The sequence below is a fragment of the Dactylosporangium sucinum genome, from assembly GCF_014647515.1.
Taxonomy (GTDB): Bacteria; Actinomycetota; Actinomycetes; order Mycobacteriales; family Micromonosporaceae; genus Dactylosporangium; species Dactylosporangium sucinum.
The window spans coordinates 46,585-68,519 of record NZ_BMPI01000019.1 but is presented as its reverse complement, the minus strand read 5'-3'; the positions used below and the strand labels follow the sequence as shown (position 1 = coordinate 68,519).

Here is a 21,935-nt window from a genome sequence, read left to right as displayed (position 1 = left end):
TCATGAGACGTCGCGTTGCCCTCACCCTCGCGGTCGGCACGTTAGTGGCCGGCCTGACCGGATGCGGTAGCGGGGACGACGATGCCGCTTCGCCGGGCTCCACGGCGAAGCCGGCCGAGAAGATCGTCGTCTACAGCGCCCGGGACAAGAAGGTCACCGACTTCGTCGTCGACCAGTTCATCGCCAAGCACCCCGAGTACAAGGGCAAGGTCGAGGTGCTCAACATGGGCGCCCAGGAGGTGCTCGAGCGGACCCGCGCCGAGAAGGCCAACCCGCAGGGCTCGGTCTGGTGGGGCGGCACGCAGCAGGGCCTGTCGGCCGGTGCCACCGAGGGCCTCCTCGAGGCGTGGCAGCCGTCCTTCGCGGCGCAGATGGACGCGCGGTACAAGGACGCGCAGGGCCGCTGGTTCGGCGAGATCCTGCTGCCCGAGGTCATCATGTACAACAACAAGGCGATCCCGGCCGACCAGGCGCCGAAGGACTGGGACGACCTCATCGACCCGAAGTGGAAAGACAAGATCATCATTCGGGACGTGGCCGCGTCGGGCACCATGCGGTCCATCTACTCCTCGATGATCCAGCGCCTGTCGAAGGACGGCAGCAACCCGCAGCCCGGCTACGACTGGCTGCGCAAGCTCGACGCCAACACCGTCGACTACGCCGCCAACCCGACCGACCTGTACGTCAAGATGTCCCGCGAGCAGGGCGTGCTCAGCGCCTGGAACCTGCAGGACATCCTGCTGCAGTCCGAGCAGTCGAAGATGCCGTTCGGGTACGTGATGCCGGCCTCCGGCGCGCCGGTGCTCGTCGACGGCGTGGCCGCGATCAAGGGCGGCAACACCGAGGGCGCCAAGGCGTTCATCGAGTTCCTGTTCGACAGCGGGCTGCGGGCCAACCTGGCCAAGGACTTCTTCCAGATCCCGGCCGTGCCCATCTCCGAGCAGCCGAAGTGGCTGGCCGACCTCAACCTCAAGCCGATGGACGTCGACTGGGACGTCATCGCCAAGAACGAGACCCAGTGGATCACCCACTGGAACGCCGAGATCAAGAACAAGGGCTGACCACCCACGGGGCCGGGCCGTCGCACCGCGACGGCCCGGCCCACCGGATGCTCCGTGCCGGCTGACCGTCCAGGCACCGATGGCAGTGCAGAGAGGGAAAGATGATCGACGTCGAGTTGGAGTCGGTGAGCAAACGCTTCGCCAGATCGGCTGAGGCCGCCGCGGTCGACGACGTGACCCTCACCATCGGCGCGGGGGAGTTCTTCACGCTCCTCGGGCCGAGCGGGTGCGGCAAGACGACCACGCTCCGCATGGTGGCCGGGTTCTACTTCCCCACCGTGGGGCACATCCGCTTCGGCGGGCAGGACGTCACCCGGCTCGCTCCCAACAAGCGCGACACCGGCATGGTGTTCCAGAACTACGCGCTCTTCCCGCACATGACCGTGGCGCAGAACGTCGCCTACGGGCTCAAGGTGCGCAAGGTGTCCCGCGCCGACACGAGCCGGCGGGTGGCGGAGGCGCTGGCCCAGGTGCACCTCGACGGCTACGGTGCGCGACGCATCGACGAGCTCTCCGGCGGCCAGCAGCAGCGCGTCGCGCTGGCCCGCGCGCTGGTGATCCGCCCGCGCATGCTCCTGCTCGACGAGCCGCTGTCCAACCTGGACGCGAAGCTGCGGGAGGAGACCCGCACCGAGATCCGGCGCATCCAGCGCGAGGCCGGCACCACGTCCATCTACGTGACCCACGACCAGGCCGAGGCGATGGCCATGTCGGACCGCATCGCCGTGATGCAGGCCGGCCGGGTGCAGCAGATCGGCACGCCGCGCGAGGTGTACCACCAGCCGGCCAACGCGTTCGTCGCGCGCTTCATCGGCCGCAGCAACGTGCTGTCGCTGCCGGTCACCACCGCCGACGCCACGCGGGTCGAGGTGGCGCTGCCCGGCGGCGGTCACGTCGCGGCCGGCGCACCGGACGGGCACGGGCTGCGCGCCGGCGACACCGCACTGGTCTCCGCCCGGCCCGAGCACATCGCGCTGGCCGGACCTGACGACCCCGACGTGATCCGCGGACGCGTGACCGCACTCGAGTTCACCGGCATGGCCACGCACCTGACGGTCGACATCGGCACCGAGGATGGCGGCGAGGTGACCGTCGCGGCCGTCGACGTGCCCGACCGCGTCGACGTCGGCGACCGGGTCGGCCTGCGGCTGTCCGCCGACCGGCTGTGGGTGGTCCGGCCGTGACCACGGCATCGTCCACGGTGCCGTCCCGCCGGGCGGTGCTGGCCCGGCGGCTGGCCGGTGGCGCCAGCTCGGCCTGGTTCCCGTACCTGTTGGTGGCACCCCTCGCCCTGATCCTCTGGGGCTACGTCGTGCAGCCGATGCTCGCCACGTTCGTGGAGAGCGTCAGCGAGGACGGCGTCAGCAACTACACGCAGTTCTTCACCTCGTCCGGCGTCGCGCGGACCTCGCTGTTCACGTCGCTGATCATCTCGGCGGCCAGCGTGCTGCTGTGCGGCATCGTCGGCGTCGCGATGGCGTTCCTGCTCAAGCGGTTCTCGTTCGCCGGCCGCCGCCTCATCGAGGCGTTCATCCTGGTGCCCGCCGCGCTGCCACCGCTGATCGGTGCGATCTCGTTCCAGCTGCTGTACAGCGAGATCGGCATCCTGCCGCGGGGCCTGCAGCACCTGTTCGGCACCGACAAGCCGGTGCTCCCGTTCGACGGCATCGCCGGGGTGCTCGTCGTGCACACGTTCACCATGTACCCCTTCTTCTACCTGGCGGCATCCGCCGCCCTGGCCGGGCTGGACCCGTCGGTCGAGGAGGCCGCGTACAACCTCGGCGCCGGACGCGTCCGGGTGTGGCGCACGGTGCTGCTGCCGATGCTGACCCCCGCGCTGGTGTCCGCGTCGCTGCTGGTCTTCATGACGTCGCTGGCGTCCTACACGGCGCCGCTGCTGTTCGGCGTCGACCAGACCATGACGATGCAGATCTACATCAGCCGCACCAACGGCGACCTGCCGATGGCGTCGACGTACGCCTCGGCGCTCGGCCTGGTGTCGATCGCCTTCCTGCTGCTGATGCGCTGGTACGAGGGGCGGCGCAGCTACCTGTCGCAGTCCAAGGGCATCTCCGCGCGCCGCCGGGAGATCGCCAACCCGATCGGGCGCTGGCTCGCGCCGGTGGCCTCGGTGCTGGCGACGATCGTGCTGCTGGCCCCGGTCGCGACGATCGCGCTGGTGGCGTTCTCCGAGGACGGGTCCTGGACGACGGAGATCATCCCGTCCGCCTACACCATCGAGAACTTCGTCACGATCGTGTCCGAGCCCAGAGCGTTCCAGCCGATCCTGAACTCGCTGCAGATGAGCCTGCTCGCCACCGCCGGGTGCGTCGCGATCGGCGTCCTGATCGCCTACGCGGTGCGCCGGCTGCGGTTCGTCGGCCGGAGCCTGCTCGACGTTGGCGTCATGATCGCATGGGCGCTGCCCGGCACCGTCGTGGCGATCAACCTGATCTCGGCCTTCAGCACCGGCAACGCGTTCAGCCTCGGGCAGGCGCTGATCGGCACGTTCTGGATCCTGCCGCTGGCGTACTTCGTGCGGTTCCTGCCGCTGGTGTTCCGGGCCAGCTCCGCGTCCTTGGCGCTGATCGACCCGTCGCTGGAGGAGGCCGCGCGCAACCTCGGCGCGTCGTGGTGGCGGGCCTTCCTCAGCGTCACGGTGCGGCTCATGCTGCCGGGCGTCATCGTCGGCGCGCTGCTGGCGTTCGTGCACGGCGTGGGCGAGTTCGTCGCCTCGGTGCTCATCTACACCTCCTCGACCGTCCCGATCTCGGTGGCCATCAACAACCGGATGTACTCCTTCGAGATCGGCACGGCCGCCGCGTACGGCATGCTGCAGGTCCTGCTGATCTTCGTGGTGATGTGGTTCTCGGGGCGGCTGGAGAACGGCGGCCGGGGCGCGTCACGACAGGCGGAGCAATGGACGACCTGATCGAGGCCTGGCAGGCGGACGGCGGGCTGCTCCCGGTGAGCCGGCTGCCCGGGCACGAACTGGCGCGCGTCGCCGCGGCGGCCGACTTCGCGGTCCTGCCCGTCGGCGCGGTCGAGTGGCACGGCCCGCACCTGCCGTTCGGCACCGACCTGATCCTGGCCGAGGGGTTCGCGCGCGAGGTGGAGGGCGCCGGGCTGCGGGCCGTGTCGTTCCCGGCCGTCCCGTACGCGGCGTGCCCGGGACAGACGCGGCCGTGGCCAGGAACCGTCGCCGTGCGGCCCGAGGTCGCCGTCGGATACCTGTGCGACGTGCTCGACGGCATCGTCGCCGCGGGCTTCCCGCGGGTGCTCGTGGTCAACGGGCACGACGCCAACATGTCCACGGTGAGGGCGGCGATGGAGTGGGTGTCCGGCCGGCAGCGGGCGAGCCTGATGCTGGTCAACTGGTTCCAGCTCGTCGATGCCCGCGAGACGACCGAGCTGTTCGGCGAGCTGCCCTCCCGCGGCCACGGCGGCGCCTACGAGACGTCGGCGGTGCTCGGTTTCGACGCGGAGGCGGTGCACCTGGGCGTCGCACCCGACCTGCCGCCCCGGCCGAAGCTGCCGACAACCTATCCGTATGTCCTGGTCGAGTCGCGACCCGAGCCGTGGCAGGGCTGGTCCGGCCACGTCTCACTGGCCACCGAGACGGTCGGCCGGCGGGTGCGCGAGCTGGCCGCCGCCCGGCTCGGTGAAGTCGCGCGGGCCTGGGTCGCAGCGCCGCTGCCCGGCCCGCCCGGCGCGGATCCGGCACCACAACCACACGAGGGGAACGCATGACGCACCCGACGTTGACCACCTACCAGCAGCACCACCTCCGCGTCGTGTTCGAACACCATGCCGCTCACCTCTACGGGCCGATGGTCAAGGCCAGCGAGGCGCACGTGGTGATGCTGGCCGAACAGAAGCTCGTGCCCGCCGAGGCGGCGGCGCAGATGCTGCGCGGGCTGGTCACGCTCCGGAAGGACCGGCCCGAGACGTTCGACTACGACGGCTCGGTCGAGGACGTGTACTACACGCTGGAGAAGCGGCTCGCCGAGGCATGCGGCATCCCGACCGGGCAGCTCAGCGTTCAGCTCGCCCGCAGCCGCAACGACCTGGACGCGGGCGTGTTCCGGATGGTGCTGCGCGACCAGCTGCTCGGCGTGCTCGCCGCGCTCGGCGACGCGGGCGCGGTGCTGCTGGACCGCGCCGACCGGTACGCCGACGTCGTCGTGGTCGGCTACACCCACCGCCGCCCCGCCCAGCCGACGAGCATCGGGCACGTGCTCGCCGGGTACGCCGAGGCGCTGGCGGGCCAGGCCGCCGCCTACGCCGGCCTGCTCGCCGAGATGAACCGGTCGCCGCTCGGCTCGTGCGCCTTCGCGGGCACGGACCTGGCGATCGACTCCCACCGCGTGGCCGCCCTGCTCGGCTTCGACGAGGTGGTGGTCAACTCGTACGAGGCGGTCGTCGGTGCCGACCACCTCATGCGGACGGCCGCGCTCAACGCGCAGGCGCTCGCGACCGGGGCGCGCGTGGCCCGCACCCTCATGGACTGGCTGACCTGGGAATGGGTGCGCACCCCCGAGGAGTTCACGCAGGGCAGCAGCATCATGCCGCAGAAGCGCAACCCGGTCGTGCTGGAGCACCTGGTCTCGATGGCGGGTGCGACGGCGGCCGACGCCGCGTCCGTGTACAACAACGTCGGTGCGGCGTGGTGGGAGGACTCCAACAACGCCACCACCGACGTGCAGGTGCGGCTGTGGGAGAGCAACGACCGCGCGTACCGGTTCTTCGCCCTGCTCGGCGGCCTGTTCGAGCGGCTGGAGCCGCTGCGGACGCCGAGCGGTGAGGCGATCGTCGCGACCGGCGCGACCACGACCGCCGCGGCCGACGCGCTGACCCGTCACGGCCTGCCGTTCCGGGCCGCCCACTCGGTCGTCGGCCACCTCGTCCGTTCCGGGCCGCCCGCGACCTGGACCGACGCCGACGTACGGGAGGCGGCCCGCACCATTGCCGGCGTCGACTCGCTCGATGACGCCGCCGTGCGCGACCTCCTCGCCGCCGCGTTGCGCCCCGAACTGGTCCTGCGCCGCGCCCAGCCGGACGGCCCGGGCGAGGCCGCCGTGCGGGCGCAGGTGACCCGGCTCCGCTCGTCCCTGGAAGCGACGCTGGCCGGGGTCGGCGAGCTGCGGCAACGGCTGCGTGACGCCGACGCGGAGCTCGCTACCGCGGTCGCGGAAAGGGCCGCACAGTGAACCTCGAGGCCCCCACCGACCGGCGGTTGTTGGGCATCGACTTCGGCGGCACGAAGATGGCGATCGGGATCGGCGACGCCGACGGACGCCTGCTCGTCTCGGAGCGACTGCCGACCCTCGCCGCCCGCGGCGCGCGGCAGGCGCTCGACCGCGCCCTCGACCTGGCGCAGAAGCTCGTCACCGACACCGGGGGCACCCTGCACGCGGTCGGGGTCGCCTCGCCGGGCGTGATCCGCGAGGACGGCATCGACCTCGCGCCGAACGTGCCGGGCTGGGAGAGCCTGCGCCTGGCCGAGGCCGTCCGCGATCACCTGGGCGTGTCCCGCGTGCAGGTCGCCAACGACCTCAACGCCGCCGCCCTCGCCGAACTGCACCGCGGAGCGCTGCGGGACGCCGACCCCGGCCTGGTGATCGGGCTGGGCACCGGTGTCGCCACGGCCGTCACGGTCAACGGTGCCGTCGTGCCCGGGTACCGCGGCGCGGCCGGTGAGATCGCGTACGCCGTCACCGGCCCCGACTGGCCGGCGTCGCCGGAACCGCTGCTCGAGGCCGACTTCTCCGGGCGGGCCCTGGACGAGCTGGCCGATCGGCTCGCTCTGCCCGGCGGCGCGGCCGGGCTCTGCGCGGCCGCGGCCCCGCCCGGTCCGGTCCGCGACGCGCTCGTCGCCCGGGTCGACGAGCTGGCCCGCCACGTCGTCACGTGCTGCCTGCTGCTCGACCCGCAGCGCATCGTGCTCGTCGGCGGTGTCGCCCGCGACGACCTGGTCCGCGAGCTGCTGCTCGACCGGCTCTCCCGCGCGCTGCCGTACCCGCCCGAGTTGGTGCTGTCCGACTTCGCGCAGGACGCCGCGCTGCTCGGCTCGCTCACGCTCGCGGCGCAGGCCTGACCGCTCCCGCGACCAGGACCGCCCCGGACCGTGCGGAACGGCCCGGGGCGGTCCCGCTGTCAGTCACCCGCATGAGCTGTTTGCCGGCCAGTCCCCGGCCGCAGCCTCGGTCTCACCCGTCGCTCCGCCTGCCGGTCGCCCGCGGCCGAACTACGGTGGGAGCATGAAGGCCGCGGTACTCGACGACGTGGGTGTCCCGCCGCGTTACGGGGACTTCGCCGAGCCCGAACCCGGCGAGGGTCAGGTCGTGGTGGACGTGGCAGCCGCCGGCGTGAACCAGCTGGACCTGGCCAAGGCCTCCGGCTCGTTCTACACCGGGCCGCCTCCGGTGCCATCCGTGGCCGGGTCCGACGGAGTCGGCCGGACGGCCCACGGCCGTCGCGTCTACTTCGACGCTCCGGTGGCGCCGTTCGGGTCCTGGGCCCAGCGAACGCTGGTACCCGAGACGGACCTGCTCGACGTGGCCGCCGGCGTCGACGACGCCACGGCGGCCGCGCTGGGCAACACCGGCCTGGCCGCCTGGCTCGCCCTGAGCTGGCGCGCCAGGCTCCAGCCGGGCGAATCGGTGCTCGTCCTCGGCGCGACCGGAGCGGTGGGATCCGTCGCGGTCCAAGCCGCCAAGGCGCTGGGCGCCTCCCACGTGATCGCCGCCGCGCGCGACCCGGAGCGCCTGAAGGTGGCACGGCAGCACGGCGCGGACGCCACCGTGGTCCTCGCCCCCGGCGCCGACCTGCCGGCCGCCTTCCGGCAGGCGGCCGGCGAGCACGGGATCGACGTCATCATCGACCCGCTGTGGGGCGAACCGGGCCTGGCGGCCATGCAGGCCGCCAGCCGCGGAGCACGGCTCGTCCAGATCGGCGCCTCCGCCGATCCCACGATCGACCTTCCCGCGACGCTGGTCCGCTCCGCCGAACTGGAGATCCTCGGGTTCGTGGTCTTCCGCGTCCCGCTGCAGGCACGGCGCGACGCATACCGGAGCCTCACCGAGCGCGCGGCCCGCGGCGAGATCGCCGTCGACGTGATCCGGTTGCCGCTGGCCGACGTCGCGAGCGCCTGGGAACAGGAGCAGCACGGCGCTCGCGCCAAGCTGGTCCTGGCACCGTAGCGCCTCCGGTAACCGCGCCTCGGACGAGCCCCATCCGCTCAGGACAGGAGGATGCGAACCTCGAACCGGCCGTCGTGCTTCGCGAGCTTCGGCGCCGGTCCCGGCTCGGCCGCCCAGGCGGCGCGGCTCGCGGCGCGGTCCTCCCGCGAGGTGAAGAACGCGCCCAGGTTCGGGATCGCCGGCACGAACATCGAGCCGAGGTTGGTCCGGTCCGGGTCCGGCACGACGTCGTCGTAGTACGCGACGCTGGTGCGGGCCGACACCGCGTAGTAGGTCAGAAAGCCCGAGCCGTCCGGCTCGCGCAGCAGGTTGTAGCTGAACCAGTCGGTGAACCGCCGCGCCATCGACAGGATGGTGCGGCTGCCGGTGCGCAGGTAGATCTCGGCGATCTCGGGAAGCATCACCTCGAAGTTGTAGTTGATGTCGCAGCCGAGCGGGTCGTAGAAGAAGCCGGCCGGGCTCTGGCCGTGTTCGGCGAAGTACTCGATGCGCTCCAGCAGCCGGCCCTGCAGGTTCGCGTCGGGCGTGAGCTGCAGCGCGACCGTGGATCCGGCGAGGCCGGCGGCCACCTGATTGGTCCACTCGATCGGTGTGCGCCAGATCCCGTTCTCCGGGTCGAGCAGCCACTGCATTCCGCGCCGCAGCGCCTGCTCGATCGCCGCCCGGCGCTGCGGCAGGGCGTCCGCGCGGCGCAGGTTCTCCAGCGTCTTGGCGAGATAGCCCAGGCCGAATCCGGTCGCCGCGAGCGAGTGCTCGGTGCGGCTGTACTCCGGCCACGCGCCGTCGGAGTGTTGCAGGCTCAGGTAGTGCTGCAGCGCGGCGTCGAGCCGGCGGGCCAGCGCGGCGTCCCCACGGTAGGGATTCCAGGGGCGATCGTTGGCGTGGAACCAGCTCAGGGTGAAGACGTGCTCCTGCACGCGGGCGTTGAACCAGGACGCCGGCTCACGCCACCAGCCGCCGCGCATGAAGCCGTACGTGGCGGGGTCGGTGCCCTCGATGTCGTTGACCATCGCCGGCAGGGTCGCCAGGTAGCTCGCGAACCGCTGTTCGACCGGGGCGAACAGGGTGCGGTCCGGTGCACCCGGCGGCAGCGGCGCGAGGAGGGGCAGGCCGTTCGCCACGACCTCGGCGGAGGCGCGGGAGGGCAGTGCGGCGAGGGCGGCGGCGCTGGCTGCGGCGGACAGCAGCGCCCGGCGACTGAGCGCTGCTGCTGGAACGGGGTGATTGACCATTGTGGACTCCCAGGCTTGCGGGTCGGCGGACCGCGCATAGGCGCATCGTGACGCCGGCCACGGGCAAGCCGTAGCGGCGCCGGTGGCCGAGTTTTGCCGCTGCGACTCCCGGGAGTCAAGGTGATAATACGAATTATCTATCGATGGCGGGTCGGATCGACACCGCGCGGCGCACCGTCGCCCTGCGAACGCCCGCGGTGCGCCGGGTGTTGCGAGAGTGACTCGCGCGGTTCGGGTATCGGCAGTCGCTCAACTCGACCCCTCGCGGACCGATGTGGGGGAAGTGAACAGGGATTCGAGGACATGGAACGTCGGGGCGCGTGCCATCGGGGCCGCTACCTCCGTGGGGGTGCCGGATGCGTCCCGAGACCCGGGGACGGTGCCGTCACCGTTCGCGGGAGCGCCGGGTTCGGCATGACCAAGGCACGGATTCTCTTCGTCGACGACGAGCCGCGGATTCTCGACGGACTCCGGCGATCACTGCGCGGCAAGCGCAGCGAATGGGACATGGTGTTCGCGACGAGCGGCGACCAGGCGCTCGAGCTGTTGGCGGAGTCGCCGTACGACGTCGTCGTGTCAGACATGCGGATGCCCGGCATGGACGGTGCGGAGCTGCTCACCCATGTCAGCGAACGGCATCCCGAGGTGGCCAGGATGGTCCTGTCCGGCCACACCGAGCAGGAGGCGGCGATCAGGGTGGCGGTGGCCGGTCATCGCTTCCTCACCAAGCCGTCCGATGCGGGAAGCGTCGTCGCCGTCATCGAGCAGCTGACGCACAGGACGTCGGCCGCGCACGGGATTGCGGTGCGCCGCATCGCGGGCGCGGTTCGTTCGCTGCCAACCCTTCCCGCGCACGTGGACGAGCTCACCGCGGTGTTGGGGGCGGCCGACGTCGAACTCGCGGACGCTGCGTCGGCCGCTTCGCGCGACATCGGGTTCACCGCCAAGCTGCTGCAGTTGTCGAACTCCGTGTTCTTCGGCGCCCGCGCCCGGGTGACCTCCGCCGAGAGCGCCATCAACGCTCTGGGACTGCCGACCGTCCAGGCGCTGGTCGGCGCCGGTCATCTGGTGTGCTCCTCCGAGCGGTGGGGCACCGCCGCCGAGCGGGACCTGGACGTGGTCTGGCGGCATGCCATGGCCGCCGCCCGGCTCGCCGGCCTGATGGCCACGCCGGCGAACCGACCCTATGCGCAGGCCGCGGCGTTGCTGCAGGACATCGGCTGGTTGGTCTGTCTCGCCGACCGGCGGTGCGCTGACGGCCCGACGCACCGGGAGGTGGGTGTCGAGCTGTTGCACCTGTGGGGCCTTCCGTACCCGATCGTCGCGGCCGTGGCTGAGCGCGATCTCCGGCAGCGTCCGCCGTCGTCCGGCTTGGGCGTCGCGGCGGCGGTCCGGGCCGCGCACCTGCTCATCCAGCAGACCGATGCCCGGGACCCGGGCCTCGGCACGCATGACGACGAGTTGGCTGAGTTTCTGGCACATCCTCAGCTGACAGCGACGCCCACCGATTGGCGCAGGGCCGCCGAGGAGGCGTCGGCACAGGCTGGACAGTCGTTCGTGCGGTGAACCGCGGCCGCACCAGAAGCGGGAGGAGGACGTGATGGCGCAGATCCTGGTTGTCGACGATGAGCCGGCCATCCGGCAGTTGCTGACCGATGTGCTGGAGCTGGAGGGGCACGAGGTCCGTGTGGCGGCGGATGGGCTGGCCGCAGTGAGTGCGTTTGAGGCGTTGCGGCCGGACTGCGTCGTGCTCGACATCATGATGCCGGGCCTGGACGGCTACGGGGTGCTTCGCCGCATCCGCTGTCACGATGGCGAACCGGTGCCGGTGATCATGCTGACCGCCGCCGCGGATCGGGAGTCCGCCGCGCGGGCCTGGGTGGACGGCGCCGACTACTACGTGGCCAAGCCGTTCGTTCCCGACGATGTGCTCGACCTGCTGTATCGGCTGTTGCACGAGGGGCCGGTAGCCGGCGAGGTGTGAGCAGCGGCGCGAGCGGTGGCGAAACGGGTGCTAATCGGCTGATCACTTGCGTGGCGGCTCAGCGGTACCAGACCATTCCTATGCGCTATCAGTAATTGATTGACTACGGCTTGTGTTGGTGAAACTCCCCGCAGCGGGTTCGCATCGGACGGAAGGTGAGTCCCAAGGATGGCACTGGACTCGGCGGTCGTGACGGCAACGAGCACACCGTCGCGCCGGCGACGGGCGGTACTGGGGACCGTCGCCGCCTCGGCGCTCGTAGCCGCCATGCTGCCGGCCTCGGCCGCGGCCGCGGACGGGTCCCACAACGCGTGGCGCGACGTCGTGGTGACCGGTCGGAGCGCGGACGGCGCGGCGGCGGCCGTTTCGGTCGCCGGCGGACGCGCCCTTGCGTCCCTGCCCGTGGTGGATGGCGTCGCGGCGAAGCTGCCGCCGGATGCCACGCTGAGCCGGGACTGGGCCGTGGCGCCACAGCGTGGGTTGCGAGTTGCCTCCGTCACCGCGACCGCGACCGGCACCACGGTCTCGACCGTGCGCAAAACGCTCGGCCTGGCCGAGAACGGCAACGAGGGCTCCGGCGTCACCGTCGCGGTGGTGGACACCGGCATCGCGAATGTGCCGGATCTGTCCGGGAAGGTGAAGAGCCGGGTTGACGTGACCGGTACCGGCGGCGGTGACGGCTTCGGCCACGGCACGTTCATGGCCGGCCTGATCGCCGGATCGGGTGCCGCGTCCGGCGGTGCCTACCGGGGCGTGGCGCCCGCGGCGAAGCTCATCGACGTGAAGGTCGCCGATGCGCAGGGCCGCACCGACCTCATCACCGTGCTGCGCGGCCTGCAATGGGTCAGTGAGCGCGCTCACGAGGTACAGGTGCTCAATCTGTCGCTGTCGTCGTACAGCCCGCTGCCGTACCAGATCGACCCCCTGACCCAGGGTCTGGAGGCACTCTGGCGGCGCGGGGTCACGGTGGTGGTGCCGTCGGGCAACGACGGACCGAACGCCGGCACGGTGACGTCGCCCGGCAACGACCCGGTGCTGCTCACCGCGGGTGGCCTGAACGAGTCGGGCACCGCGAAGCGCACCGACGACGTGGTCGGTTCGTGGTCGGGCCGTGGCCCCACCTGGCAGGCGGACGCCAAGCCGGATCTCGTCGCACCGGGCGGGCAGGTGGTGAGTCTGCGCTCACCGGGCAGCGTGGCGGACACGTCCAGCCCGCAGGCGCGGGTCGGCAACGGCTACTTCCGCGGCTCGGGCACCTCGATGGCGACCGCGGTCACCGCCGGGGTGGTGGCCGCCGCGATCGCGGTACAGCCCAAGCTGCGGCCGGATTCGGTGAAGAACCTCCTGACCGGCACCGCGTACGCGGCGCCGGGCCTGACCCGGGCGGCCGGCGCCGGTGCGGGCGGTCTGGATGCCGCGAAGGTGCTCGCCGCGGCGCCCGCCTGGCGGGCAACCAAGTCGGAGGTGCAGTACGACCGGGACACCGACGCGATCGTTCGGGACGCGAGCGGCTGGGCCGCGCTGGAGAAGGCGATCCTCGAACGCGACAGCGCCGCCGCGACAACGGCATGGAGCAGGCTGAGCGCGGCCTCACGCGACTGGGCGGCGCGCTCCTGGGCGCAGCTCGACCCCGCAGCCCGCGAGTGGGCGGCCCGGTCCTGGACAGCTCGTTCGTGGGCGGGCGCCGGTGCGCAGTGGGCGGCCCGGTCCTGGGCGGCGCGTTCGTGGGCGGCCCGGTCCTGGGCCTCCGGTGCGTGGACGGCCCGATCCTGGGCCGGTGCCGACTGGGCGGCCCGGTCCTGGGCCGCGCGGTCCTGGGCGGAGTCCGACTGGGCGGCCCGTTCGTGGGCGGCCCGGTCCTGGGCGGCCGGCCAATGGAGCGCGCGATCGTGGTCGTGGCTGCTCCAGCCATGACCGCGAGCGCATCGGAAGCCGGCCGCCCGGGTGACACCCGGGCGGCCGGCCGCGTTCGCACGTCGCTGGGCGACCCCGTGGTCCGCCTCGTCACCCAGCTGTGCCTGCTGGGCGGTTTCCTGGCCGTCGCCGTGGTGCTGCTGTTCCCGCACCGCGACAGCGTCCTGCGCGGCGTCGCGATCCCTGACGCGTGGCTGCTGCCGGCGCTGATCGTCCTGACGTTCCTGGCCGAGATCACGGTGGTCCGGCTGCGCCACGGCGATGCGGTCGAGGCCCTCAGCCTCTACGAGGCCGCGCTCATCATCGACGTGCTGCTGCTGCCGCCGCGTCAGGCGCTGCTCGCCGCGGTGCTCGGACTGGCCGTCGCCCTCGCCGTGCAGCGGCGGCCACTCGTGAAGATACTGTTCAACCTGGGCAACTTCACGGCGGCGGTGTCGGCGCTGATCGTGGTGGTCCATGCGGTGGGCGGCACTCCCGGCACGCTCGACGCGCGCGTGGTGGCCGGCGTGCTGCTGGGCAGCGTCGCGTTCACCACCGTCAACCTCGTCTGCATGGCGGCGATCCTGAGCATCGTGACCGGCGACTCGCGCTGGAGCATCCTCCGATCCGAGGCCCGCCTGTCCGCGTACATGGCCGCCGGGACACTGGCCACGGGCCTGACCACCGCCGAGATCGGCCTGCACGCGCCGGTGCTGCTGCCGTTGATGGCGATGCCCGCGCTCGCTGTCACCTATGCGTACCGCACCGCGGCGCAGGAGGCGGACGAGCGCGCTCGCTCCGCCTGCCTGCTCAAGCTCTCCCACGCCCTCGCCGAGCGCGACGACCTCGAACGGCGCTTCCTCCACCTCGTCCGGGACGCCTTCGACGTCGACCTCGCGATGATGGTCCTGGATCGTGCCGGCATCACGGTGACCGCCGATGCCGAAACACCCGGCGAGCTGTCCGTCGGACCGGTCCCGCCGTATCTGGTTGCCGCGCGGCACACCGACACCCCGACCTTCGTCACGCAGGATCTCCCGCCCGACATCCGCCAGTTGCTGATCGTTCCGCTGGAGGCCGGTGACCGCCGCTTCGGCGTCGTCGGACTGGCGCATCGCGGACGGCGCGCCAAGCTGTCCACCCGCGACGTCACGGTGCTCGCGCCGCTCGCCAACGCGCTCGCCGCGGCCATGCGCGGCAGCGAGCACCTGGACCGGCTGATCGAGGAGACGAGCAAGCTGCACGCGGTCGTCGAGCAGTCCACCGAGGGCATCTTCATGGTCGACGGTGACGGCCGGGTCCAGATGTGGAGCCGCGCGATCGCCGAACTCACCAGCGTGACCACCGCCGCAGCGGGTGGGCGCCGATTGGTCGACCTGCTCGACGTGCCCGATCCCGACGAGCGCAGCCGGCTGCTGCCCGTCACGGCCGGCCACCCGCGGGCGACGGTCGAGGTGGCCATACGCCGGCCCGACGGTGAGCTACGCCGGCTCCGACTGGCCCACTCGGCCATCTTCAGCGGCGCGACGCTCGTGCGTGACGTGGTGGTGGTGCGGGACATGACCCGCGAACACCGCACCGAGCGGCTCAAGTCCGACTTCATCGCAACGGTGTCGCACGAGCTGCGCACCCCGCTGACCCCGATCCTCGGCTACCTCCACCTGCTGCGCACCCGCGGCGACCGGCTCCCCGAGCAGAAGCGGCAGAACGCCCTGGCGCTCATCGCCGACCGGGCCGCGCACATGTCCCGGCTCGTCGAGGACCTGCTGCTCGCCTCACGCATGGGCGACGCCGACGACGATCTGACACCACACGTGTCGGCGGGCACGCATGACCTGGCGGGCGTCGTCCGGCAGGTCGTGAACGACCTCGACACGCCGCGGATCGCGATCGAGCTGCCCGACCATCCTGTGCCGGCGGAGTGTGACTTCGACCGGGCACTCCAGGTGGCCAGCAACCTCATCGGCAACGCCCTCAAGTACTCCCCGCAGGACGAGGACGTTCGAGTGCGCATGCGGCTCGACGGCGACCACGTGCACGTCGACGTGTCCGATCGCGGGCGCGGCATTCCGTGCGACCAGCTGGAGAAGGTCTTCGAGAAGTTCCACCGGGTCGAGGATCCGATGACCATGAGCACCAGCGGCACCGGGCTGGGACTGTTCATCTCTCGCCGGCTGGCCCGGGCCATGGGCGGCGACGTCACGGTGAGCTCGACGTTGAACGTGGGCTCCAGCTTCACCCTCACCCTGCGACGCGCCGGCCACGGGCGGTCCGCCGTCAGCGACTAAGGATCGGTCCGTTCCAGCCGATGGGGAGGGCAGGGGCGCGGTTCAGCGAGAACAGGAGGCGCCGATGGAGGGGAGGCCCCGAGTCCTCTGCCTGGACGATGAGCCGTACGTCCTCGACGGCCTGCGACGGTACCTGCGGGTCGACTACGACGTGCTGACCGCGACACAGCCGCAGGAAGCGCTCGAACTGCTCGCCGCTGCCGAGCAGGCGCCGGTCGCCGTGGTGGTGTCGGACCTGCGGATGCCGCAGATGACCGGCGTGGACGTCCTGGAACGAGCCCGGCAGATCTCACCCGACACCACCCGCGTGCTGTTGACCGGAGACGCCGACGTGCACGGCGCCGTCAACGCGATCAACCACGGCAGCGTGTTCCGGTTCATGCTCAAGCCGTGTCCCCCCGAGGACCTCAAGGCGACGGTCGCCGCCGCCGCCGAGCAGAACCGGCTGGTACGCGCCGAGCGGGAGCTCCTCGAGGCCACGCTGAAGGGCTGCGTGGAGGCGCTCATGGACACCCTGGGCATGGCACAACCGGCGTTGTTCAGCCGCGCCGGGCGGCTGCAGCGCCTCGCGCAGCGGTTGTGCCGAAGACTCGAGGTTCCGGACGCCTGGCAGATCGAGATCGCGGCCCAGATGGGCGAGATCGGTGCCATCACGCTGCCTCCCGAGACCCTCGCCCGCATGGAAGGCGGTGTCCCGGCCAATGCCGCCGACGCGGAGATGCTGGCGCGGCTGCCCCAGCTGGCGGACAACGTGCTCTCACGAATCCCGCGTCTGGAGGCGGTTCGCGAGATTGTCCGGCACCAGATGCCGACCGATCGCAGTCCCATGTCCCCGTTGCGTCCGGACGCGCCCGCCGGAGCCTGGATCCTGCAGGCAGTGCGTGAGTACGACGCACTCGTCTGGCGGGGCATGCCGCCGGATCTCGCGGTCGCCACCCTGTCCGCGCGGAAGATCTTCACGCCGGACCTGGTGCGCGCACTCGCCGAAGCCGGCGGGATGCGGGTGCCGCGCGAGGCGGTACGGGAAGTCGGCATCGACGACCTCACCATCGGTCATGAGCTCGCCGACGACGTGTACAGCGCCAAGGGGATGCTGCTCGTGTCCCGCGGACAGATCATCACCGAACGGCTGCTCGTCAGGCTGCGCAACTACGAGATGACCACCGGCCTGAAGAGCTCCATCCTCATCGTCGACCTGTAGCTGCGAAGCCGAGGTGCGCCATGTTCGGAATGCGCGACGTTCCGGCCGGGACCGGCGCGACACGCGCAGGCCTCGTGCTGAACGAGGACGATCTGTACTTCTTCGCCGACGCCATCCCGCACATCATGTGGGTGGTGACACCCGGTGGATCGACCACGTACATCAACCGCTGGGGGCTCGAGTACACCGGGCTGCCCGCGGACGCGGACTTCGACCGATGCTGGGAGCTGGTGCTCGCAGCGGACGACGCCAGCCGTGTCCGCGCGGCTTGGCGGAAAGCGAGCCGAACCGGGTCTTCGTTCGAGCTGTCGTGCCGGGTCCATCGGGCCGACGGCCAACGCCGCTGGCACTGTATCCGGGGCCAGCCGGTCTACCGGCCCGACGGCCGCATCATCTGGTGGGTCGGCACCGCCACCGACATCGACGACCAGATCATGTTGCAGGAGAGCCTGCGCCGTTCGGACCAGCAGACCGCCGAGACGCTCGCGTTGCTCGAGAGGATCCAGTCTGCGGCACCGGTCGCTCTCGGTTTTGTCGACCACGAGTTCCGGTTCGTCCGGGCCAACGACTCGCTGGCCGCCATGGTCGACCTTCCGGTGGCGCAGGTGATCGGTCGTTCGGTGGCCGAGCTCGTGCCGGCGGTGTGGGCCCAGGTCGGGCCGTACTACCGCCGGGTGCTGGACGCCGGTGAGGCCGTCCGTTGTGTGGAGGTGACGGGGTCGGCCGCCGCTGGGTCCGATCGTGCCCGCTCCTGGCTCGCCAGCTACTACCCGGTCCGGGTCGAAGGCGAGGTCATCGGCGTCGGGCTCATCGCCATCGACATCGCCGAACGGAAGCAGGCCGAAGCGTTCCGCTCCGTCGTGATGGAGAACATGGCCGACGGCCTCTACACCCTGGACGACCAAGGCCGGATGACCTCCTTGAACCGAGCCGCCTCGGAGCTGCTCGGATGGACCGAAGCGGAGCTGCTCGGCAAGAAGTTCCACGACGTCGTGCATTTTCAACACGTCGACGGCACGCCGTTCCCGGCCGCCCAATGCCCGATGTTTCAGGCCCAGAGCGAGGGCCGGCCGATCCAGGGTCACGACGAGGTCTACACCCGCAAGGACGGGTCGGTCTTCCCGATCTCGTACTCCTCGACGCCGTTGGACACCGGGCCCGGAATCGGCGGCACGGTCGTGGTCTTCCGCGACATCACGGAGCTGCGGGAGCGGCAGCGGCGTGAGATCGAGGCCCGGCACGGCCAGCGGCTGGAGTCGTTGGGGCAGTTGTCGGCGGGGATCGCACATGAGATCAACACGCCGATCCAGTTCGTCGGCGACAACATCCGGTTCCTGGCCGAGGCCTACCAGGAGATGCTGGATCTGCTGCAGGTCTACCGGGACTGCCTGGACCTGCCCAAGGGCGAGATCTCCTGGGAGGAGCGCAGTCAGCGCGCCGCGGAGGCCGAACGCGAGGCCGACGTGGACTATCTGACCGCCGAGGTGCCGGCGGCGGTGAGCCAGAGCCTCGAGGGCATCGAGCGGGTCGCGTCGCTGGTGCGGGCGATGAAGTCGTTCACCTACAAGGACTCCAAAGATCGGTCGTATGCGAACCTGAACGAGGCGTTGACCACGACCCTGACGGTGGCCCGCAACGAGGTCAAGTACGTCGCCGACGTGGTGCTGGATCTCGGCGAGCTGCCGGAGGTGCTCTGCCGCATCGGTGACCTCAACCAGGTCTTCCTGAACCTGGTGGTCAACGCGGCCGACGCGATGGCCGGCAAGGACGAGCGGGGGGTGATCCGGATCAGTACCCGCCCGGATGGTCCGATGGCAGTCATCAGCATCGCGGACAACGGCTGCGGTATCCCGGAGCACCTCCAGCAGCGGATCTTCGAACCGTTCTTCACCACCAAGGAGGTCGGCAAGGGCACCGGCCAGGGGCTGCCGCTGGCGCGAGCGGTGGTCGTCGACGGCCACGGCGGCACGATCGAGGTGCGCTCCACCCTCGGCGAGGGCACCGACTTCACCGTGCGGCTGCCGATCGACGGCAACCGGCCGGAATCGCCGTGATGCGGTCGGCCGGCAGCGAGCGAAGCCGGCCTACAGGCCGAGGCTTCGGCCGATGAGCTCCTTCATGATCTCATTTGATCCGGCCCAGATCTTGGTCACCCTGGCGTCCGTCCAGCCGCGAGCGATGCGCGACTCGCGCATGAAGCCGTATCCGCCGTGCAACTGCACGCATCCGTCGAGCACCCTGTTCTGGACCTCGGCGGTCCACCACTTCGCCTTCGCCGCCTCGGTCGGGCCGAGCTGACCGTCGACGTGGGCGAGGGTGCACTGATCGACGAACGCTTGCGTGACATCGATTGTTGTCGAGAACTCCGCGAGCAGGAACTTGTTGTACTGGAACGATCCGATCGCCTGTCCGAAGGCCGTCCGGTCCTTCGCGTACGACACCGTCTCGGCGAGGAGTTGCGCGGCGTGGGCGAGATTGGAGATGGCCGAGTTGAGTCGCTCCTGGGTAAGGCGCTCCATCATGTACTCGAACCCGCGCCCGACCTCGCCCAGCAGGTCGGCATCGGAGACGGCGACGTCGTCGAAGAACAGCTCGGCCGTGTCGGCCTCGGGCTGCCCGACCTTGTCCAGCTTCCGGCCGCGGTGCACGCCGGGGACGTCCGTCCCGATCGCGAACAGCGAAATGCCCTTCGAGCCACTGCCCGGCCCGGTGCGGACGGCGGCGACGACGAGGTCGGCGCTCGCCCCGTTGGTGATGAAGGTCTTCGACCCGTTGATCACCCACGTCGAGCCTCTTCTGGCCGCCGTCGTGCGCAGCGCCGCGAGATCGGAGCCGCCGGACGGCTCGGTCATCGCTATCGCCGTCACCAGCTCGCCGGCGCAGAAGCGGGGCAGCCATCGCCGCTTCTGCTCTTCGGTTGCGAGGTCCACGAGATACGGCGTGACGCAGTCCACGTGAATGCCGAGGCACGAGGCGAGCGCGACACTGACGTGTGACAGTTCCTCGACCAGGACGGCATTGAACCGGTAGTCGCCGGCGTCCACCCCGCCGTACTCGGTGGGCACCCCCAGACCGAGGAACCCTTGCTTGCCGGCCTCCAGCCAGACCCCCCGGTCGATCGAGCCCTGCTCGATGAACCGATCGTGGTGGGGCCGAACGTGGCGGTCGAGGAACGAGCGCACCGACTCACGGAAGAGTTCGTGGTCCGGGCCGTAGATCGAACGTCTCATCACGGTTCCATTCCATGCATCGACCAGGTGGAGAAGGGCAGGACGCGACGGCCCGCCGGGTCCGCTCGTCCCGCGATCCTCGCCGACGGCCATCCGACGGACAACGGCTCCGTTCCGATGAACAGGACGCCGGCCGGCACGTACGTACGCCGGATCCGTTGATGCACGGATACCCCCACCCCGGCGCCCTTGGCTAGCGTTGGAGATCGGCCAGTGACGTCGTCCGCGGAGGGCACGAATGAACACGACCGCACCGGTCCAGTTGACCTTGGACGGTCCCGTCGCCGTCCTCACGTTGCACCGTCCCGACCGGCTGAACGCGTGGACGACGCAGATGGAGGACCTGTACTTCGATCACCTCGCCGACCTGGCGGCCGATGCCGACGTCCGCGCCGTCATCGTCACCGGCGCCGGCCGCGGGTTCTGCGCCGGCGCCGACATGGACGAGCTGACGACGCTCACCCAGGCGGACGCCACGGACACGGCGGCCAGACGCCCACAGACCTTCCCGCTGACCGTTCCGAAGCCGATCATCGCCGCGGTGAACGGCCCCTGCGCGGGCATCGGACTGGTGCAGGCCCTGATGTGTGACGTCCGGATCGCGGCCGAGGACGCGAAGTTCACCACGGCGTTCTCCAGGCTCGGCCTGATCGCCGAGCACGGGCTGTCCTGGCTGCTGGCCAAGCATGTCGGGCTCGGGAATGCGCTTGATCTCCTGATCTCGTCCCGGGTCGTCACGGCGAAGGAAGCGCGTGAGATCGGCCTGGTGAGCAGTGTATGCCCCGCGGAACGACTCCTCCCCGTCGCGATGGACTACGCGCGGAGTCTCGCGACCGGCATTTCGCCGGGCTCGATGGCGACGATGAAGGCTCAGCTGTACGAACACTACGGCCTCACGCTCGCCGACGCGCTGCTGCGCTCCAACGAGCTCATGCTGCGCAGCTTCGCCGGCACCGACTTCGTCGAGGGGATCGCGGCCTTCCGGCAGCGACGGGCCCCCGCCTTTCCCGGAATCAGCAGGGATCCCGGTGATGCTGCGACCTGACGGTCACCGGCGACGAGACGGCTAGGAGCCGACGATGTGTCCCGTTCATCGAAACGACGGAGAGATCAGCTCGATCGGCCGGGCAGCGGCACTGCTCAAGGAGCTCCGGACCAGCGGCTCGGCGCTCGGCGTCGCATCCCTTGCGAGGCGTTGTGACCTGCCGAAGTCGACGGTGCACCGGCTGCTCAACGAAATGACCCGGGTCGGGCTGGTCGAGCGCTCGACCTTGGGCTACACGCCGGGCCTGCTGCTGTTCGAGCTCGGTCAGCTCGTGCCTCGCACCCGGAGTCTGCGTGACGCGGCCCGGCCGCACATGCTGAACCTGCACGACGCCACCGGACACAATGTCGCGCTGGCGGTGCTCGAGGGTGCCGAGGTCGTCTACGTCGACCTCTTCCGGAGTAACCACGCCCGGCGCTTCCCGCAGCGCCTCGGCGGACGGTGGCCCGCGCACGCGAGCTGCTCCGGCAAGGCGATCCTCGCGTTCTCCGACACCGATGTCGCCTCGACGGTCGGTGGCGGGCCGCTGCGGCGGCTGACCGAACGCACGATCAGCGATCCCTCCGTCCTCACCGCAGAGCTCACCCGGATACGGTGCGCCGGCGTGGCCTACGACCGGCAGGAGTCCATCCACGGCGTGGTCGGCGTGGCCGCGCCGATCCTGGACGGCGCCGGTGGCGCGCTCGGTGCGATCGCGATGTCGGGCTTCGTCGGTCGGATCAATCTTTCGCGAGTCGACGCGGCGGTGCGCACGGGTGCCCTGGCGATCTCGCGGGAGATGCTGCGCGGGTAGGCCGAC

The 21,935-nt window shown here is 70.9% G+C and carries 17 protein-coding genes; 15 read left to right on the top strand and 2 right to left on the bottom strand.

Annotation, left to right across the window (positions count from 1 at the left end; all coding sequences use genetic code 11):
* The first annotated feature begins 2 nt into the window (after window positions 1-2).
* The 7 genes from IEZ31_RS20660 (at window position 3) to IEZ31_RS20630 (ending at window position 8,263) form a co-directional block, all read left to right on the top strand.
* Complete coding sequence (locus IEZ31_RS20660) at window positions 3-1,061, top strand: extracellular solute-binding protein (RefSeq protein ID WP_190251552.1); 1,059 nt, start codon at window positions 3-5, stop codon at window positions 1,059-1,061.
* Window positions 1,062-1,162: 101 nt separating this feature from the next.
* Window positions 1,163-2,245 (top strand): ABC transporter ATP-binding protein, encoded by a 1,083-nt coding sequence (locus IEZ31_RS20655; protein ID WP_190251551.1) that lies wholly within the window; start codon window positions 1,163-1,165, stop codon window positions 2,243-2,245.
* On the top strand, window positions 2,242-3,993 hold the full coding sequence (locus IEZ31_RS20650) for an ABC transporter permease (protein ID WP_190251550.1): 1,752 nt from the start codon (window positions 2,242-2,244) through the stop codon (window positions 3,991-3,993). Before IEZ31_RS20655 ends, IEZ31_RS20650 begins: the two co-directional genes overlap by 4 nt.
* Complete coding sequence (locus IEZ31_RS20645) at window positions 3,981-4,811, top strand: creatininase family protein (protein WP_190251549.1); 831 nt, start codon at window positions 3,981-3,983, stop codon at window positions 4,809-4,811. The genes IEZ31_RS20650 and IEZ31_RS20645 overlap by 13 nt, the downstream gene beginning before the upstream one ends.
* The gene (locus IEZ31_RS20640) at window positions 4,808-6,271 is read left to right on the top strand and encodes an argininosuccinate lyase (RefSeq protein WP_190251548.1); all 1,464 of its coding nucleotides are present in this window, start codon (window positions 4,808-4,810) and stop codon (window positions 6,269-6,271) included. Before IEZ31_RS20645 ends, IEZ31_RS20640 begins: the two co-directional genes overlap by 4 nt.
* Window positions 6,268-7,158 (top strand): ROK family protein, encoded by an 891-nt coding sequence (locus tag IEZ31_RS20635; RefSeq protein WP_229835628.1) that lies wholly within the window; start codon window positions 6,268-6,270, stop codon window positions 7,156-7,158. The genes IEZ31_RS20640 and IEZ31_RS20635 overlap by 4 nt, the downstream gene beginning before the upstream one ends.
* 163 nt (window positions 7,159-7,321) lie before the next feature.
* The gene (locus tag IEZ31_RS20630) at window positions 7,322-8,263 is read left to right on the top strand and encodes a quinone oxidoreductase family protein (RefSeq protein ID WP_190251547.1); all 942 of its coding nucleotides are present in this window, start codon (window positions 7,322-7,324) and stop codon (window positions 8,261-8,263) included.
* Between the two features lie 38 nt (window positions 8,264-8,301).
* On the opposite strand, the gene IEZ31_RS20625 is transcribed toward IEZ31_RS20630, so the two are convergent.
* Window positions 8,302-9,495 carry a hypothetical protein gene (locus IEZ31_RS20625; RefSeq protein WP_190251546.1) on the bottom strand — a complete coding sequence of 398 codons (1,194 nt, stop codon included), beginning with the start codon at window positions 9,493-9,495 and terminating at the stop codon, window positions 8,302-8,304.
* A 414-nt stretch (window positions 9,496-9,909) separates the two neighbouring features.
* On the opposite strand from IEZ31_RS20625, the gene IEZ31_RS20620 reads away from it, so the two are divergent.
* The 6 genes from IEZ31_RS20620 (at window position 9,910) to IEZ31_RS20595 (ending at window position 18,915) form a co-directional block, all read left to right on the top strand.
* Window positions 9,910-11,061, top strand: a complete 1,152-nt coding sequence (locus tag IEZ31_RS20620) for an HDOD domain-containing protein (protein WP_190251545.1) — start codon at window positions 9,910-9,912, stop codon at window positions 11,059-11,061.
* Window positions 11,062-11,095: 34 nt separating this feature from the next.
* A complete protein-coding gene (locus IEZ31_RS20615) occupies window positions 11,096-11,479 on the top strand; it encodes a response regulator transcription factor (RefSeq protein ID WP_190251544.1) in 384 nt (127 codons plus the stop codon).
* Window positions 11,480-11,647: 168 nt separating this feature from the next.
* Window positions 11,648-13,393: a S8 family serine peptidase gene (locus IEZ31_RS20610; protein ID WP_190251543.1), complete on the top strand. Its 1,746-nt coding sequence runs from the start codon at window positions 11,648-11,650 to the stop codon at window positions 13,391-13,393.
* Window positions 13,390-15,660: a sensor histidine kinase gene (locus IEZ31_RS20605; protein ID WP_190251542.1), complete on the top strand. Its 2,271-nt coding sequence runs from the start codon at window positions 13,390-13,392 to the stop codon at window positions 15,658-15,660. The genes IEZ31_RS20610 and IEZ31_RS20605 overlap by 4 nt, the downstream gene beginning before the upstream one ends.
* Before the next feature lie 64 nt (window positions 15,661-15,724).
* Window positions 15,725-16,861, top strand: a complete 1,137-nt coding sequence (locus IEZ31_RS20600) for a response regulator (RefSeq protein WP_190251541.1) — start codon at window positions 15,725-15,727, stop codon at window positions 16,859-16,861.
* Between the two features lie 74 nt (window positions 16,862-16,935).
* Entirely contained in the window at window positions 16,936-18,915 is a 1,980-nt protein-coding gene (locus IEZ31_RS20595; RefSeq protein ID WP_190251540.1) for a PAS domain-containing sensor histidine kinase, read from the top strand.
* 30 nt (window positions 18,916-18,945) lie between these two features.
* On the opposite strand, the gene IEZ31_RS20590 is transcribed toward IEZ31_RS20595, so the two are convergent.
* Entirely contained in the window at window positions 18,946-20,091 is a 1,146-nt protein-coding gene (locus IEZ31_RS20590; RefSeq protein WP_190251539.1) for an acyl-CoA dehydrogenase family protein, read from the bottom strand.
* Between the two features lie 238 nt (window positions 20,092-20,329).
* Here IEZ31_RS20590 and IEZ31_RS20585 point away from each other — a divergent pair, with 238 nt between their 5' ends.
* The gene (locus IEZ31_RS20585) at window positions 20,330-21,136 is read left to right on the top strand and encodes an enoyl-CoA hydratase-related protein (RefSeq protein ID WP_190251538.1); all 807 of its coding nucleotides are present in this window, start codon (window positions 20,330-20,332) and stop codon (window positions 21,134-21,136) included.
* A gap of 34 nt (window positions 21,137-21,170) precedes the next feature.
* Window positions 21,171-21,929, top strand: coding sequence for an IclR family transcriptional regulator (locus IEZ31_RS20580; protein ID WP_190251537.1), 759 nt, complete (start codon window positions 21,171-21,173; stop codon window positions 21,927-21,929).
* The last annotated feature ends 6 nt before the right edge of the window (window positions 21,930-21,935 follow it).